The sequence below is a fragment of the Brevundimonas sp. genome, assembly GCF_046299595.1.
Taxonomy (GTDB): Bacteria; Pseudomonadota; Alphaproteobacteria; order Caulobacterales; family Caulobacteraceae; genus Brevundimonas.
The window spans coordinates 742,084-758,081 of sequence record NZ_JBKBHQ010000001.1 but is presented as its reverse complement, the minus strand read 5'-3'; the positions used below and the strand labels follow the sequence as shown (position 1 = coordinate 758,081).

Genomic DNA, 15,998 nt, shown 5'->3' with positions numbered 1-15,998 from the left:
GCGGTTCTTCCCGAAAGAGGGGGAGGTCGTCCTCCTGTTCGCTCTGATCTGGGGCAGCGCGGGCGTTTGTCAAGCTGCGCTCTTGACTCCCGCCGGACCCCGACCGAAACGCAGCGGCCATGATCAGCCGCTATGCCCGCCCCGCCGCCGTCGCCATCTGGTCGCAGGAGACCAAGTATCGCATCTGGTTCGAGATCGAGGCCCATGCCGCCACCAGGATGGCCGAGCTGGGCGTGATCCCGCAGCAGGCGGCGGACGCCATCTGGGAAAAGGGCCGCGATGCGGTGTTCGACGCCGAGCGCATCGACGAGATCGAACGCACCACCCGCCACGATGTGATCGCCTTCCTTACCCACGTGGCCGAGATCGTCGGCGACGAGGCGCGCTTCCTGCATCAGGGCATGACCAGCTCTGACGTGCTCGACACCTGTTTCGCGGTGCAGCTCTGCCGGGCCAGCGACCTGCTGGTCGAGGGCGTGGACCGTGTGCTGGCGGCGCTGGAGAGCCGGGCGCGCGAGCACAGGCTCACCCCGTGCGTGGGCCGCAGTCACGGGATCCATGCCGAGCCCGTGACCTTCGGCCTCAAGCTGGCAGGCTATCATGCCGAGTTCCAGCGTGCGCGCCGCCGCCTGCTGGCTGCGCGTGACGAGGTGGCCACCTGCGCCATTTCAGGAGCCGTGGGCACCTTCGCCAATGTCGATCCCAGCGTCGAAGCCTATGTGGCGGAAAAGATGGGTCTCAGCCCCGAGCCCGTCTCCACGCAGGTGATCCCGCGTGATCGCCATGCCGCCTTCTTTGCCGCTTTGGGTGTGGTGGCCAGTTCGGTCGAGCGCCTCGCCGTCGAGATCAGGCACCTGCAACGCACCGAGGTGCTCGAAGCCGAGGAGCCGTTCGATCCGGGCCAGAAGGGCTCGTCGGCCATGCCTCACAAGCGCAACCCCATCCTGACCGAGAACCTGACCGGCCTTGCCCGTCTGGTGCGATCGGCGGTGGTGCCGGCCATGGAGAACGTGGCCCTGTGGCACGAGCGGGACATCAGCCACTCCTCGGTCGAGCGCGGCATCGGCCCGGACGCCACCATCCATCTGGATTTCGCCCTGCACCGGCTGGCGGGCGTGATCGAGCGTTTGCAGGTCTATCCCGACAACATGGCGCGCAACATGGACCGGCTGGGTGGTCTGGTGCACAGCCAGAGGGTCATGCTGGCCCTGACCCAGGCAGGGGTCTCGCGCGAGGATGCCTATGCCATGGTGCAGGAAAACGCCATGAAGGTCTGGCGCGGCGAGGGGGCGTTTCTGGACTTCCTCAAGGCCGACTCGCGCGTGGTGCTCGGCGATGATGCCCTCGAGGCGCTGTTCGACATCGGCTATCACACCCGCCACGTCGACACGATTTTCGAGCGCGTCTTCCGTCGCTGACTTTCCGGCGAAATCGGGGCCACGCGGCGCGCCACCCGTCACGAACGGCTCACGGGCGCGCAAATTTTTTTGATCGGCACCGCATCTTTTCGGGGGCCTCGCGAGTCTTTCCCGAGAACCGCGCGCAAGCGGTCAACTCAGGAGACCTCCATGAACTACGCTCGCACTTTTGCCATCGCCGTGTCGGCGACCGCTCTGGTTGGACTGGCCGCCTGCGGTGAACCCGCGAACAACACCACGACCGTGACCGCCGAGACCGACGTCGACGCTCCCGTGGCCGGTGCGCCCGCCAGCACCGGGACCATCGTCGAGGTGGCCCAGTCGAACAACGACTTCGAGACCCTGGTCGCTGCCGTCCAGGCCGCCGGTCTGGTGGACACGCTGAACGGCTCGGGTCCGTTCACGGTGTTCGCGCCGACCGACGCCGCCTTCGAGAAGCTGCCTGCCGGCACGGTCGAGAACCTGACCCAGCCTGCCCAGCGCAACGACCTGCAACGCATCCTGACCTATCACGTGGTGCCCGGTAACCTGACCGCCGCCGATCTGGCCAGCCAGGCCGGCACGGGCGGTGAAGTGCGCCTGACCACGGTGCAGGGCGGCACGATCACCCTGCGCAACAACAACGGCACCTGGCAGCTGACCGACGCCGCCGGCAACACCTCGAACGTGGTGATCGCCGACGTGGCTGCCTCGAACGGCGTGATCCACGCCATCGACACGGTGGTCATGCCCGGCTGATCAGCCGGACAGAACACGGGCGCAGGTTCATGAAGCCGCCTGCGCCCGGTCGTTCCGGACCGATGCTTCCCCCCAAGTCCCCCGGAACGAAAGAGGCCGCGTCCTGTGCACCAGGGCGCGGCCTCTGCCTTTTTGCAGCAGGCGGGGAGGGCGTTACTCGCCGGCCTTGATCTGTTCCCGGGCGATGGCGAGCAGCTCGTCCATCTTGGAGCGGATCTCGCCCTCGGTGGCATTGAGGCTTGAGGCGCGGAAGTCACCGGCAACCTTGCGCAGCACGTCCTCGTCGCCGGGTTGTTCAAAGTCGGCGCGCACGACGGCCTTGGCATATTCCTCGGCGCTGTCGGGCGACAGGCCCATCTTCTCGGCGGCCCACAGGCCCAGCAGGCGGTTGCGCCGCGCCACCGCCTTGAACTCCTGTTCCTGGTCGAGCGCGAACTTGCTCTCGAAGGCTTTTTCGCGATCCTCGAAGGTCGTCATTACGCAATTAAGCTCCGCATAAAATGTTGCTCGTCTATAGCCCGCTTCGGGCCGAACGCAACAAGAACCGGCATGGCGCACAGCGGGCGGGGCATGGCCCGGTCCGCAGCCGGGTCCGGGGGTCGCAGGGCCGCGAGGCCGCCCGTTTGCACGCGCGGGCGCGCTGGGATAGTTTGCACCGCGAAAAGGTGGCCCCGAGGTCGATTCCGTCACGCACCGGTCAGCAAGGCTCAGCAGTCGGGCCCTGGCCGGTCGTTTTCGTTTTGGACCGCAGGGGATTGCCGAACGCCATCGTCCTCCCTCTTCCCTCTCGGGACACTGCATGACCCGCCGCAAGAAAATCTACGAAGGCAAGGCCAAGATCCTCTACGAGGGGCCTGAGCCGGGCACCATCGTCCAGTATTTCAAGGATGACGCGACCGCCTTCAACGCCCAGAAGAAGGCCACGCTCGAGGGCAAGGGGGTGCTCAACAACCGCATCTCTGAATTCATGATGACGCGGCTGGGCAGCATCGGCATCGCCAACCACTTCATCCGCCGCCTGTCGCTGCGCGAGCAGCTCGTGCGCGAGGTCGAGATCATCCCCATCGAGGTGGTGTGCCGCAACATCGTGGCCGGTTCCATGGCCCAGCGGCTCGGCATGGCCGAGGGCACGCCCCTGCCGCGTTCGATCATCGAATTCTACTACAAGAAGGACGAGCTGGGCGATCCCATGGTCACCGAGGAGCACATCAGCGCCTTCAACTGGGCCTCGACTCAGGAGATGGACGACATCCTCGCCATGACCGTGCGCGTGAACGACTTCCTCTCGGGCCTGTTCGCCGGTGTGGGCATCACCCTGGTGGACTTCAAGATCGAGTTCGGCCGCGTCTATGAGAACGAGTTCAGCCGCGTGCTGCTGGCCGACGAGATCAGCCCCGATTCCTGCCGCCTGTGGGACACGGCCTCGGGCGAGAAGCTGGACAAGGACCGCTTCCGCCGCGACATGGGCAATGTGATCGAGAGCTATACGGAAGTGGCGCGCCGTCTGGGCATCATGAAGGACATGCCCACGGTCATTCAGGGGGGGCTGCACTGATGAAGGTCAGGGTTCACGTCTTTCTCAAGCCCGGCGTTCTCGACGTTCAGGGCAAGGCGGTCGAGGCGGCCCTGCACGGCCTCGGCTGGCCAGGCGTGGCCGACACGCGCGTGGGCAAGCTGATCGAGTTCGAGCTGGACACAGAAGATCACGTCCACGCCGAGGCCGAGGTGCGGCGCATGTGCGAGACCTTGCTGACCAACACGGTGATCGAGAGCTATCGCATCGAACTGGCCTGATGCCCTGTCCATGAGCAGGGCAGGCGCGGACCGGCCCGGCGCGCGATCCGGCCCATGGCACCGGAAGGCTCGACTGCAGCCGCCATCCTCCTGACAGCCCCGTCAAAGCCTGATACAGCCCCGCCCATGAAAGCTGCCGTCATCGTCTTCCCCGGCTCGAATTGCGACCGCGACTGTCGCGTGGCCATCGAACGCTCCACGGGCGCGCGAGTGGATATGGTCTGGCATCAGGAAACGGCCCTGCCGGACGGGCTCGACCTGATCGTGCTGCCGGGCGGATTCTCCTATGGCGATTACCTGCGCTGCGGTGCCATGGCGGCCCTGTCTCCGGTGATGGGCGAAGTGCGCGCCGCCGCCGATCGCGGGGTGGCGGTGCTTGGCATCTGCAACGGCTTTCAGATCCTGTGCGAGGCCGGGATGCTGCCCGGCGCCCTGCTGCGCAATGCGGGGCTGAAGTATGTTTGCAAGCCCGTCGAGCTGGTGGTCGCCAATGCCTCGACGCCCTTCACCCGCGGTTATGGCGAAGGCGCGCGCCCGGTCATGACCCAGGGCAATGGCGATGGCAATTTCTTCGCCGATGCCGACACCCTGACGCGGCTGGAAGGCGAGGGGCAGGTCGCCTTCCGCTATGTCGAAAATCCCAACGGCTCGCTGGCCGACATTGCCGGTATCACCAACGGCGCGGGCAATGTGCTGGGCATGATGCCTCACCCCGACCGGGCGTTCGAGCCGGAGCTGGGCTCGGCGGATGGCGCCGTCCTGTTCCAGAGCGTCCTGGCGGCCTGACCGGCCTCGCCACGCACCTTCCCATCATGCAAAAGGCCCGATCCGCGACGGACCGGGCCTCCTGCTATCGCCGCGTGGGGTGCTCCAGGAGACCGGAGGGGGTGCGGCGATAATCCGGGTTCTTGAATTGGGTGGCGCCTTACTGGCGCTGATCGGGCTGCTGCTGCTCGGGCGGGTTCTGGCCGGGCTGCTGCTGTTGCGGGGTCTTCTCACCCTGGGCTTGGCGCTCGTGCTCGCGCTCGCCGGGCTGCTGCTGGGGCTGCTGTGGTTGGGCCATGGTTTCCTCCTGAATGGTCCGCTTTCGGGATTGGGAGGGCGCGCGTCCTCATCACCCCAACCGGTCGTGGGCGTGCAATGTTCCCCAGAGGCTTTCACGGCTGCGTGAAACCCAAGGCCGCGCTTGTGCGTATTGTCATCGTCCCATCATCGCCTGCGCGAGATCAAAAACTCATGGAAGCCATCGCTCGCCCGACGCCCGCCCAGCGCCGTCGCCGCCTGATCGTTCTCGGCGCTGCCATTGCCGCCGTTCTCGTGCCCCTGATCCAGAATCTCGCCGGCCTGGGCCTATCACAGGCCGAGTTCAGTGCCCGGGGCGACTCGACCCTGCGCGTGGAGGGCTATGCGTTCGCCATCTGGAGCCTGATCTATGTGGGTATTCTGGCCTATGCGATCCGGCAGGTGCTGCCCCAGACGCCCGAGAGCGACATCATCCGGCGCATGGGCTGGCCCTCGGTCATCGCCTTTGGTGCCATAGCCCTGTGGATCGTCGCCGCCGCCCTTGGCCAGCAGTGGCTGACCGTCGTGCTGATCTTCACCGCCGTTCTGGCGCTCGTCGTACCCATGATCCGTCATGCGGGCGGCATTCGCAGCATTCTACGCACCGACATGGACCGCTGGCTGGTGGTCTGGCCGCTGGGCCTGCTGGCGGGCTGGCTGATGATCGCCGCGCCGCTGAACCTGCTCAGCGCCATGACCGCCACCGAAACCCTGCCAGCGTTTCTTAGCCCCGATGGCTGGGCACTGGCTGCCATTGCGCTCGTCGCCCTGGTGACGCTGGGGGTGGTGGCGCGCCTTGCCCTGCTGGCCATCGCCCTGCCGGTAAGCTGGGGATTGTTGGGCGCGTTCGTGGCCGAGCAGGCCGACAACCCGCTTGTGGGTTTTGCCGCCCTCGCTGCCAGCCTGATCGTGCTGATCGGGGCCATCGTCATCGTCTTCCAGCTTCGCCCTGACGTAGTGAAGTCCGCCCGCTACTGATTTATAGGGCCGCGCGCGCCCTGCGGCTTCCATGGCGCGCAGCGAGGCTCTAGAAGCGCGCCATGAGCACGCAAAAGACGAACAGCGCAGAAAAGACCATGGCCGAGCTGGCCAGCGAATACGGCCTGTCGGACGGCGAGTATCAGGTCGTTCTCGACCGCCTGGGGCGCGAGCCCACGCAGGTCGAGTTGGGCGTCTTCTCGGTCATGTGGTCCGAGCACTGCTCCTACAAGTCTTCCAAGGTGCACCTGGGCAAGTTTCCCACCAAGGGCCCGCGCGTGATCTGCGGGCCGGGCGAGAACGCCGGGGTGATCGACATCGACGATGGCGATGCGGCCATCTTCAAGATGGAGAGCCACAACCACCCCAGCTTCATCGAGCCCTATCAGGGCGCGGCCACGGGCGTGGGCGGCATCATGCGCGATGTCTTCACCATGGGCGCGCGGCCCGTGGCCCTGCTCAATGCCCTGCGCTTCGGCGATCCCGAGCACGAGAAGACCCGGCGCCTGGTCACGGGCGTGGTGTCTGGCATCGGCGGTTATGGCAACTGCGTGGGGGTTCCGACGGTCGCGGGCGAGACCAACTTTCACCGGGGCTATAACGGCAACATCCTTGTGAACGCCATGTGCGTGGGGCTGGCGCGCGCGGACTCGATCTTCTATTCCGCAGCCCCGGCAGCGGGCCTTTCGGTGGTCTATTTCGGCTCCAAGACGGGGCGCGACGGCATCCACGGTGCCACCATGTCCTCGGCCGAGTTCGACGACGAGTCAGACGCCAAGCGCCCCACCGTGCAGGTGGGCGACCCGTTTGCCGAAAAGCTGCTGATCGAGGCGACGCTGGAGCTGATGGCCTCGGGCGCGGTGGCTGCCATTCAGGACATGGGCGCGGCGGGTCTGACATCATCGTCGGTCGAGATGGCGGGCAAGGGCGGGGTCGGCATCGAGCTTGACCTCGATCAGGTGCCCCAGCGCGAGGCGGGCATGAGCGCCTACGAGATGATGTTGTCCGAAAGCCAGGAGCGGATGCTGGCCATCCTCAAGCCGGGGCGTGAGGCGGACGGCCATCGCATCTTTCAGAAATGGGGTCTTGATGCCGCCGTCATCGGGCGCACCACCGACACGGGGCGGCTGATCCTGCGCCATCAGGGCGAGACGGTCTGCGATGTGCCGCTGGCGCCCCTGTTCGACGATGCACCGCTTTATGAGCGCCCCTGGACCGCGCCCGAGGCCCGCCCGCCCGTCATGGCCGGCGATCTGGACGAGCCGGGCGACTGGGAGGGGGCGATCCTGACCCTCATGGGTTGTCCTGACATGGCCTCCAAGCGCTGGATCTGGGAGCAGTATGACCGGCACGTCATGGCCGACACCCTTGCCGACAGCGACACGGGCCATGATGCGGGCATCGTGCGCGTACACGGCACGTCCAAGGCGCTGGCCGTCACTTCGGACTGCACGCCGCGCTACGTCGAGGCCGACCCCTTCGAGGGCGGCAAGCAGGCCGTGGCCGAGGCCTGGCGCAACCTGACGGCCGTGGGCGCCGAGCCGATCGCCATCACCGACAATCTGAACTTCGGCAACCCGCAGCGCCCCGAGATCATGGGCCAGATCGTGCGCGCCATCGAGGGCATGGCCGAGGCCTGCCGCGCGCTGGACTTCCCCGTGGTGAGCGGCAACGTCAGCCTCTACAACGAGACCAATGGCCAGGCCATTCCGCCCACGCCCACGGTCGGCGGCGTGGGGCTCTTGCGCAACTACGATCTGGCGGCGGGCTTTGGCGGGCTGGCCGAGGGTGATGAGCTGGTGCTGATCGGCGAAAGCCTCGGTCACATGGGCGCCTCGCTTTACTTGCGCGAGGTGCTGGGCCGCGAGGAAGGCGCGCCTCCACCGGTCGATCTGGCCACCGAGAGGCGCAACGGCGATCTGGTCCGGGGCCTGATTGGCGAGGGCATCGTGACCCAGTGCCACGACCTGTCGGACGGCGGTCTGATCGGCGCGGTGTGCGACATGGCGCTGGCGTCGGGCTGCGGGATCGCGCTCGAGGTGGAGGCCCCGGCGCTGGGGCTTCTGTTCGGTGAGGATCAGGCCCGCTATCTGCTGGCCGTGCCCGATGCCGCCGATGTTCTGGATGCGGCGGAAAAGGCGGGCGTTCCGGCGCGCGTGATCGGGCGCGCGGGCGGCGACAGCGTGCGCGCGGCGGGCCTGTTCGACATCCCTCTCGAGCGCCTGCGTGATGCCCACGAGAGCTGGATGCCGCGCTGGATCGGCTGAGCCGAGAATCCTGTTGCCAAGAGCCCGTGCGCAGGCGTGATATGCGCCCTGCCGGGCATGGGACGCATCGGGCGTCCCGGCGGCATTTGGCAGGGACGGGCAATGGCCCACAATCAGGTTCAGGCAAGCGGGATCATCGGCAATCCGTGGCGCGTGGCGGGCTGGGGGCTGGTTCTGGCCGTGCTGCTGGCACCCATGATCGCCATGCGTCTTACATCCGAGGTCAACTGGGGCGTCGAGGACTTCCTGTTCGCGGGCGCGCTGCTGGTCGGGGCGGGTCTGGTGATCGAGCTGGCCGTCGCGCGCACCCGCTCGCGCGCGGTGCGTGTGCTCATCGCGGCACTGGTGGTGCTGGCCGTTCTGCTGATGTGGGCCGAGGCGGCGGTGGGCATCCTTCACTGAGCATTGCTGATGGCCCTCACGACCTGTTGAAGTGCCTGATCCATCGACTCTTTCTCACGGGCGGGGCACAAAGAGGTGCGTGCCGCGTTTGACACGTGCGGCGCCGGACCGGCGCCTGTTGCATCAGGGGTAGGCGTTTTCATGCGTAAGGCAGTTTTCGTCGTGGGCGTCGCCGCGATGGCCATGGTCCTGTCGGGCTGTCAGGCCGTGCGCTCGGTCGGCGGCGGCGTGGGCGAGGTGCGCGAGGGCTTTGGCGATGCCGTGGCCGCGCCGCTGGAGGATCTGAACCTGCGCCGTCAGGAAATCCCGATCGTGCTGTTGCAGGCCCAGGCCAATCCCTACGATCTTCGCAATCTCGACCAGTGCACATCCATCGCGGCCGAGGTGCGCCGCCTCGATGATGCCCTTGGTCCCGACGCGGACGAGCCGCCTGCACCCGATGGCCGCCTGATCAGCGAATATGCCTCCGATGCCGCCGCCGATGCGACGCTGGCGGCGATCCGCGACACCACCACCGACTTCATTCCCATGCGAAGCTGGGTGCGCCGTCTGACCGGTGCCGAGCAGCACAGCCGTCAGGTGCAGGGCGCCATTCAGGCCGGACGCATCCGCCGGGCGTTCCTCAAGGGCATCGGCATGCGTGAGAACTGTGCACCCCCCGCAGCGCCCCGCTGGTTCACGCCAGAGCCCGGCGGCGCGCGCCGTCGCTGAACCGGCGCTTCAGTCCGCCCTCACATGGCGGGCATGGAAATCACGCCGGAAGGCCTCGAAGCGCCCCTCGCTGATGGCGGCGCGCATGGCGGCGGTCAGGGTCTGGAAGAAGGCGATGTTGTGCCAGCTCAGCAGCACCTGTCCCAGTATCTCGTCCGCGCGCACCAGATGGTGCAGATAGGCCTTTGAATAGCGCTGGCTGGCGTCGCCGGGCGTGTCCGGGTCCAGCGGCTCGTCAGCCTCGGCAAAGCGCGCGTTCTTGAGGTTGATGGGCCCGTCCCATGTCCAGGCCTGACCGTGGCGGCCCGAGCGCGTAGGCAGCACGCAATCGAACATGTCCACCCCGCGCGCCACCGCCTCGACCAGATCGACGGGCTTGCCCACGCCCATCAGATAGCGGGGCCGCTGCGCAGGCAGGAAGCCCGTGGCGAAATCCAGAGTCTCGCACATGGCCTGATGGCCCTCGCCCACGGCCAGCCCGCCGATGGCATAGCCGTCAAAACCGATCTCGATCAGACGCTCGGACGATTCGCGGCGCAGAGGCTCGAAGGTCGATCCCTGCTGGATGCCGAACAGGGCCTGACGATCGCGCGTTCCGAACGCCGCCTTGCAGCGCGCCCCCCAGCGGGCCGACAGTTCCATCGCCTCGCGCGCCCGCGCTTGCTCGGCAGGCCAGGACACACACTCATCGAGCTGCATCACGATGTCCGCGCCGATGGCGTCGGCCTGGATCTCGACCGAGCGCTCGGGGCTCAGCACGTGGCGCGAGCCGTCGATGTGGCTCTGGAAGGTCACGGCCTCCTCGCGCACCTTCGAGATGCCAGACAGGCTCATCACCTGAAAGCCGCCCGAGTCCGTCAGGATCGGCCCGCTCCAGCCCATGAAGCGGTGCAGGCCGCCAAGGCGCCTCATGCGCTCGGGGCCGGGCCTGAGCATCAGGTGATAGGTGTTGCCAAGGATGATGTCCGCGCCCGTGGCGGCCACCTGATCGACGCTCAGCGCCTTGACCGTGGCAGCGGTGCCCACGGGCATGAAGGCCGGGGTGCGGATGTCGCCGCGCGCCGTCTTCAGCACGCCGGTGCGTGCAAGACCGTCCGTGGCGCTGATCTGGAAGGGAAAGCTCACACGCCGCTCCGAAACAGAAGGCTGCCATCGCCATAGGAATAAAAGCGATAGCCCGTCTCGATGGCATGGGCATAGGCGCGCTTCATGGTATCCGTGCCCGCAAAGGCGCACACCAGCATGAACAGGGTCGAGCGCGGCAGGTGGAAATTGGTCATCAGCACGTCAACGGCGCGAAAGCGGTATCCCGGCGTGATGAAGATCGAGGTGTCGCCGCTGAAGGGCCTGAGTACGTCGTCCTCGCCCGCCGCGCTCTCGATCAGGCGCAGCGAGGTGGTGCCCACGCACACGATGCGCCCGCCCGCCGCGCGCACGGCGTTGAGCGCCTCGGCGGTTGTCGCGCTGACCTCGCCCCATTCGGCGTGCATCCGGTGCTCGCGCACGTCATCGACCTTGACCGGCAGGAAGGTGCCCGCGCCCACGTGCAGGGTCACGCTGTGCAGGCTGACGCCTCGCGCAGCCAGCCGCTGCATCAGCTCAGGGGTAAAATGCAGCCCGGCGGTAGGTGCCGCCACCGAGCCGTCATGGCGGGCATAGACGGTCTGATAGTCGCTGTGGTCGCGGGCATCCTCGGCCCGGCGCGCAGCGATATAGGGGGGCAGGGGCATGACGCCGATGGCGCGGATGGCATCGTCCAGCGCAGGCCCGGCCTGATCAAAGCGCAGGCTGACCAGCCCGTCGTCGGCCTTGGCCAGCACCTCGGCGCGCAAGCTATCTTTGCCGAACACGATTGTGTCGCCCGGCCGGATGCGACGGCCCGGCTTCATGAAGGCGGACCAGACATCGGGCGCGTCGCGGTGATGCAAGGTGGCCTCGATGGCCACGCTCAGCGTCTCGCCCTCATCGCCCTGCCGGTGTCTGTGGCCCGACAGGCGGGCGGGGATCACGCGCGTATCGTTGAAGACCAGCGCATCGCCGGGGCGCAGCAGCTCGGCCAGATCGCGCACGATGCGGTCCTCCAGCTGTCCGTCACGCACCAGCAGCAGGCGCGCGCCATCGCGCGGCTCGACGGGGCGAAGCGCGATGCGGTCCTCGGGCAGGTCGAAGTCGAAGTCCTTGGTCAGCATGGGCGGCGTCAATGGGCCGGGCCATCGGCGCGGTCAAGGGCCGGGTGGTGCGCGGGCGGCGATAACCACTTGCGATTTGGGGCCCTTGCGATTTGGGGCCCCTTGCGATTTGAGCCCCCCTTGCGATTTGAACCATGACGCGCGACTAGGTGACGCGCTATTTGCGGCCTGCGCCGCCTCTCCCCGCACACACCGGACCGCCATGCACGATATCAAAGCCATCCGCGACAATCCCCAGGCCTTCATTGCCGGGTGGTCCGCGCGCGGGGTCGAGGACGCTGACAGGACGGTCGCGGAGCTGCTGGCGCTCGACCGCGACCTTCGCGCCGCCCAGACGCAGGGGCAGGAGGCGCAGTCGCGGCGCAACGCCGCCTCCAAGGCCATCGGCGCGGCCATGGGCAGGGGCGACAGGGATGAGGCCGAGCGTCTCAAGGCCGAGGTGGCGGCGCTGAAAGACGCCATTGATGCGGCTGCGGCCACGGAGACCGAGAAGGGCGGCAAGCTGCGCGACCTGCTGGCGGGTCTCAAGAACCTGGCGGCGGACGATGTGCCCGATGGCGAGGACGAGAGCGGCAATGTCGAGGTCAGGGCGTGGGGCGAGCCGCGCACCACCGGACCCAAAGTCGACCATGCGGACCTCGGCGAGGCGCTGGGCATGCTGGACTTCGAGGCAGCGGCGCGGATGTCGGGTGCGCGCTTTGCGGTGCTCAAGGGCCAGCTGGCCCGGCTGGAGCGCGCCATCGGCCAGTTCATGCTGGACATGCAGACGGACAGGCACGGCTATCTGGAGGTGAACCCGCCCTATCTGGTGCGTGACGAGGCCATGTTCGGCACGGGGCAGCTGCCGAAGTTCGAGGATGATTTGTTCTCAACGCGCGTGGCCGCTTCTCTGGATGATGAGCGCAAGGCCTTTATCAATTCTCGCGTCGGTGAGCTTAAGGCGGACGATGGCATACATTCCACAATCGTTGCGGTTGTCACTGCACTTAAAGAGGCCGAAGCCAGGTTTGATGTCACGGCTCGACGTTACCTCATCCCCACCGCCGAGGTGTCCCTGACCAATCTGGTGCGCAAGCAGATACTGTCCGAGGACGAGCTGGCCACGCCCATGCGCCTGACCGCGCTCACCCCGTGCTTCCGGGCCGAGGCGGGCTCTGCGGGGCGCGACACGCGCGGCCTGATCCGCCAGCACCAGTTCAGCAAGGTCGAGCTGGTCTCGATCACCCGCCCCGAAGACTCCGACGCCGAGCACGAGCGCATGACGGCCTGCGCCGAGGCCGTGCTGGAGGCCTTGCAGCTTCCCTATCGCCGGATGCTTCTGTGCAAGGGCGACATGGGCTTTTCGGCCCGCAAGACCTTCGACCTCGAGGTCTGGCTGCCCAGCCAGGGCATCTATCGCGAGATCAGCTCGTGCTCGAACTGCGGTGACTTCCAGGCCCGGCGCATGGATGCGCGCTTCAGGCGCAGCGGCGAGAAGAAGACCGAATACGTCCACACTCTCAATGGCTCGGGCCTGGCGGTCGGGCGCACCCTGGTGGCGATCATGGAGAACTATCAGGACGAGGGCGGGCGCATCAGCGTGCCGGACGCGCTCAGGCCTTACATGGGCGGGCTCGCCCACGTGGGGGGCTGATGCGGATTCTGCTGACCAACGATGATGGCATCGAGGCCGAGGGTCTGGCGTGCCTTGAGCGCATCGCGCGCCAGTTCTCGGACGATGTGTGGGTGTGCGCGCCCGAGGTCGAGCAGTCGGGCAAGGGCCGTGGCCTGACCCTGACCGAGCCGCTGCGGGTCAAGACGCTGGGCGAGCGCCGCTTTGCCGTCAGCGGCACGCCCACCGACTGCGTGATCCTGGCGGTCAACGACCTGATGGGCGAGCATAAGCCCGATCTGGTGCTGTCCGGCGTCAATCGCGGGCACAATCTGGGCGAGGACGTCAGCTATTCGGGCACGGTGGCGGGGGCCTTGCAGGGCATGGCATTCGGCATCCGCTCCATTGCGCTGTCGCAGTCGCTGGAGCGTTTCCATGACGAGGTGATCGCGCCGTGGCAGACGGCCGAGACCTTTGCGCCCGGCATCATCTCCAACCTGCTGGAGCATGACTGGGACGAGGGCGTCATCATGAACGTCAACTTTCCCAATCTGTCGCCCGATCAGGTGCGCGAGGTCGAGGTGACCAGCCAGGGCTTTCGCGACCTGAGCGAGATGCACGCCGTTCAGCGCACCGACCTGCGCGGGCGGCCCTATTACTGGATGAGCTTTCGCGGTCGCGAGCAGGTCTATCCCGACGGCACGGACCTGCGCGCCGTGGCCGAGGGGCGCATTTCGGTGACGCCGCTGCACATCGACCTGACCCATCGCAAGAGCGTCAATGACCTCAAACGCCGGCTGGGCGGCGCGCCGCCGCGCCAGGTTCTCGGCCCGGCCAGGATCAGGGCAGGGCTGTGAGCGAAGGGCCGGAAGTCACGCGGGCGGCCCGGCTGATCCTGGGGCTGCGGCGTCAGGGCGTGACCGACCCGCGCGTGCTCGCCGCCATGGAGGCCGTCGACCGCTCGGTCTTCGTGCATCCGCATTTTCTCGATCAGGCGTGGGAAGATCAGGCCCTGCCCATCGACTGTGCCCAGACCATCAGCCAGCCCTTCATCGTGGGCCTGATGACCCAGGCCCTGAAGGTGGAGCCGCGCCATCGCGTGCTCGAGATCGGCACGGGCTCGGGCTATCAGTGCGCAGTGCTCAGCCGCCTTGCGCGCTATGTCTATTCCGTCGAGCGCTATCGCAGCCTGCTGCGCGAGGCCGAGGAGCGGCTGAGGCACCTTGGCATCGACAACGTCATCACACGCCACGGCGACGGCGGGCTTGGCTGGCCCGAGCAGGCGCCGTTCGATCGCATCATGGTGACGGCGGCCGCACCCGGAGAGCCGCGCGATCTTCTGACCCAGCTCAAGCCCGGCGGCGTGCTGGTGGCGCCCGTGGGGCGCGGTTCGGTGCAGATGCTGCATCGCTATACCGCCGAGGACGACGGCAGCTATCGGCGCGAGAGCCTGTGCGAGGTGCGCTTCGTGCCGCTGGTCGAGGGCAAGGCGAGCGAGGACGGCTGAGGCCACCGGCGCGGCCGGATCGCATCTGCGTGATCTTGGCTGATCGTTACCCGCGCATTAACCTTGGCGCCGCAATTTCGTGCCCTTGCCATGGCCCTGTGCGCGTGCCGCACACCTTGAGCCGACATTCCTGCCACAGCCACACGGAGCCTCATCACCGTGCCCCACACTCAGCCTCGGACCGCTAACCGCCGCATCACCGATCCTGATGCTTGCCAGAGGCGGGTGCTGCGCTGGACGGGACTTGCCAGTGCCCTGATGCTGCTGTCGGCGTGCGCGAGCTATGTGCCCGCAGAGCCGCGCTATCCCACCCGGCCCGTTCCGCCCGCTGGCAGCTATCAGGGAGCGGTGGGCCTGCCCGCCGAGACCGCGCCGCCGCCGGTGGACGAGACCTACGGCGCGCCCGTGGACGGTATCGATTCGGCGCCCCTGCCGCCTGCGGGCGGGACCGCCATGCCCGCGCCGCTCCCTGCCCCAGCGTCCCTTCCAGCGCCTGCCATGCCCAGCATGACGCCCGGCGCGGCCTATGTGATCCAGCAGGGCGATACGCTCTCGGGCGTGGCCCGGCGCTTCCAGACGCCCGTGCAGACCCTGATCGACCTGAACGGCCTCGGCCCCCGTGGCGACATCCGTGCCGGTGGCCGCCTGATCTTGCCCGACAGCGCCATCGACATCGGACACGATCCCTATGCCACCGGACCCTCGCCCGTGGGCGTGCTGGTGGCCGATGCGGGCACCACGCCGCCGCCGCCTCTGCCCCCGTCCGGCAATCCGCCTGCGCCGGTCACGGCCCCTCCGCCGCCGCCGACCATGACGCCCCCGCCTGCCGAGCGACCGGTGCCTCCGGTGCGGCCGCAGTCCAATGCCCAGCGGACCCAAGATCAGGGCATCTTCGAGTGGCCGGTGCGCGGCGAGGTCGTGCGGCGCTTCGGGCCTGCGGGCATGGGCCTTCGCAATGACGGCATCCACATCGCCGCGCCCGAGGGCGAGGCCGTGCGCGCGGCGGCGGCCGGGCGCGTGGCCTATGTGGGCTCGGACCTGCCGGGTCTCGGGCGCACCGTGGTGATCGTGCATCGCGACGGCTGGCGCAGCGCCTATTCGCACCTCGGCTCGATCAGCGTGCGCGCCGAGCAGGACGTGCGCCAGGGCGAGGTCATCGGCACAGTGGGCACTTCGGCCGGTGACGGGCGCCCCTCCATCCAGTTCGAGACCCGGCGCATGAGCGGCGATCAGCCCGTTCCGGTCGATCCGCTGAGCCTGCTGCCGCGCTAAAATCACGCAGGCACAGCTTTGCTGAGGCTTCGCGTTGCATTGGCGTGCGCGAAGCCCTAGCTTTGCGGG

General features: G+C 67.7%; 17 protein-coding genes. 13 read left to right on the top strand and 4 right to left on the bottom strand.

Annotated elements, in window-relative coordinates; genetic code table 11:
- Positions 1-119 precede the first annotated feature (119 nt).
- Together purB and ACK4E3_RS03830 are read left to right on the top strand one after the other, a co-directional pair.
- Positions 120-1,418 carry an adenylosuccinate lyase gene (gene purB / locus ACK4E3_RS03835; protein ID WP_409696607.1) on the top strand — a complete coding sequence of 433 codons (1,299 nt, stop codon included), beginning with the start codon at positions 120-122 and terminating at the stop codon, positions 1,416-1,418.
- Between the two features lie 150 nt (positions 1,419-1,568).
- Positions 1,569-2,156, top strand: coding sequence for a fasciclin domain-containing protein (locus tag ACK4E3_RS03830; protein ID WP_409696604.1), 588 nt, complete (start codon positions 1,569-1,571; stop codon positions 2,154-2,156).
- Positions 2,157-2,309: 153 nt separating this feature from the next.
- Here ACK4E3_RS03830 and ACK4E3_RS03825 read toward each other — a convergent pair whose 3' ends face one another.
- Positions 2,310-2,633 (bottom strand): DUF1476 domain-containing protein, encoded by a 324-nt coding sequence (locus ACK4E3_RS03825; RefSeq protein WP_409696601.1) that lies wholly within the window; start codon positions 2,631-2,633, stop codon positions 2,310-2,312.
- Positions 2,634-2,955: 322 nt separating this feature from the next.
- Between ACK4E3_RS03825 and purC the strand changes: the two genes are divergently transcribed.
- The 3 genes from purC to purQ all read left to right on the top strand — a co-directional run bounded on the left by purC (position 2,956) and on the right by purQ (position 4,736).
- A complete protein-coding gene (purC, locus tag ACK4E3_RS03820) occupies positions 2,956-3,711 on the top strand; it encodes a phosphoribosylaminoimidazolesuccinocarboxamide synthase (RefSeq protein WP_409696598.1) in 756 nt (251 codons plus the stop codon).
- The gene (purS, locus tag ACK4E3_RS03815; RefSeq protein ID WP_409696595.1) at positions 3,711-3,950 is read left to right on the top strand and encodes a phosphoribosylformylglycinamidine synthase subunit PurS; all 240 of its coding nucleotides are present in this window, start codon (positions 3,711-3,713) and stop codon (positions 3,948-3,950) included. The genes purC and purS overlap by 1 nt, the downstream gene beginning before the upstream one ends.
- A 126-nt stretch (positions 3,951-4,076) precedes the next feature.
- Positions 4,077-4,736, top strand: coding sequence for a phosphoribosylformylglycinamidine synthase subunit PurQ (gene purQ / locus ACK4E3_RS03810; RefSeq protein WP_409696592.1), 660 nt, complete (start codon positions 4,077-4,079; stop codon positions 4,734-4,736).
- Between the two features lie 139 nt (positions 4,737-4,875).
- On the opposite strand, the gene ACK4E3_RS03805 is transcribed toward purQ, so the two are convergent.
- Positions 4,876-5,013, bottom strand: a complete 138-nt coding sequence (locus tag ACK4E3_RS03805) for a hypothetical protein (RefSeq protein WP_409696589.1) — start codon at positions 5,011-5,013, stop codon at positions 4,876-4,878.
- Positions 5,014-5,186: 173 nt separating this feature from the next.
- Here ACK4E3_RS03805 and ACK4E3_RS03800 point away from each other — a divergent pair, with 173 nt between their 5' ends.
- From ACK4E3_RS03800 to ACK4E3_RS03785, 4 genes are all read left to right on the top strand, one after another.
- Positions 5,187-5,990: a hypothetical protein gene (locus ACK4E3_RS03800; RefSeq protein ID WP_409696586.1), complete on the top strand. Its 804-nt coding sequence runs from the start codon at positions 5,187-5,189 to the stop codon at positions 5,988-5,990.
- A gap of 62 nt (positions 5,991-6,052) precedes the next feature.
- Positions 6,053-8,257, top strand: a complete 2,205-nt coding sequence (gene purL / locus ACK4E3_RS03795) for a phosphoribosylformylglycinamidine synthase subunit PurL (RefSeq protein WP_409696583.1) — start codon at positions 6,053-6,055, stop codon at positions 8,255-8,257.
- 102 nt (positions 8,258-8,359) lie between these two features.
- On the top strand, positions 8,360-8,659 hold the full coding sequence (locus ACK4E3_RS03790) for a hypothetical protein (RefSeq protein WP_409696580.1): 300 nt from the start codon (positions 8,360-8,362) through the stop codon (positions 8,657-8,659).
- Between the two features lie 141 nt (positions 8,660-8,800).
- On the top strand, positions 8,801-9,370 hold the full coding sequence (locus ACK4E3_RS03785) for a hypothetical protein (RefSeq protein WP_409696577.1): 570 nt from the start codon (positions 8,801-8,803) through the stop codon (positions 9,368-9,370).
- A gap of 9 nt (positions 9,371-9,379) precedes the next feature.
- On the opposite strand, the gene tgt is transcribed toward ACK4E3_RS03785, so the two are convergent.
- Both tgt and queA read right to left on the bottom strand, forming a co-directional pair.
- The gene (gene tgt / locus ACK4E3_RS03780) at positions 9,380-10,495 is read right to left on the bottom strand and encodes a tRNA guanosine(34) transglycosylase Tgt (RefSeq protein ID WP_409696574.1); all 1,116 of its coding nucleotides are present in this window, start codon (positions 10,493-10,495) and stop codon (positions 9,380-9,382) included.
- Positions 10,492-11,559 (bottom strand): tRNA preQ1(34) S-adenosylmethionine ribosyltransferase-isomerase QueA, encoded by a 1,068-nt coding sequence (gene queA / locus ACK4E3_RS03775; protein ID WP_409696571.1) that lies wholly within the window; start codon positions 11,557-11,559, stop codon positions 10,492-10,494. The genes tgt and queA overlap by 4 nt, the downstream gene beginning before the upstream one ends.
- 202 nt (positions 11,560-11,761) lie before the next feature.
- Between queA and serS the strand changes: the two genes are divergently transcribed.
- The 4 genes from serS to ACK4E3_RS03755 all read left to right on the top strand — a co-directional run bounded on the left by serS (position 11,762) and on the right by ACK4E3_RS03755 (position 15,929).
- Positions 11,762-13,192, top strand: a complete 1,431-nt coding sequence (serS, locus tag ACK4E3_RS03770; RefSeq protein WP_409696568.1) for a serine--tRNA ligase — start codon at positions 11,762-11,764, stop codon at positions 13,190-13,192.
- Positions 13,192-14,007, top strand: a complete 816-nt coding sequence (gene surE / locus ACK4E3_RS03765; RefSeq protein ID WP_409696565.1) for a 5'/3'-nucleotidase SurE — start codon at positions 13,192-13,194, stop codon at positions 14,005-14,007. The genes serS and surE overlap by 1 nt, the downstream gene beginning before the upstream one ends.
- Positions 14,004-14,657: a protein-L-isoaspartate(D-aspartate) O-methyltransferase gene (locus ACK4E3_RS03760; RefSeq protein ID WP_409696562.1), complete on the top strand. Its 654-nt coding sequence runs from the start codon at positions 14,004-14,006 to the stop codon at positions 14,655-14,657. Before surE ends, ACK4E3_RS03760 begins: the two co-directional genes overlap by 4 nt.
- A 225-nt stretch (positions 14,658-14,882) precedes the next feature.
- On the top strand, positions 14,883-15,929 hold the full coding sequence (locus ACK4E3_RS03755; RefSeq protein ID WP_409696559.1) for a peptidoglycan DD-metalloendopeptidase family protein: 1,047 nt from the start codon (positions 14,883-14,885) through the stop codon (positions 15,927-15,929).
- Positions 15,930-15,998: the final 69 nt, after the last annotated feature.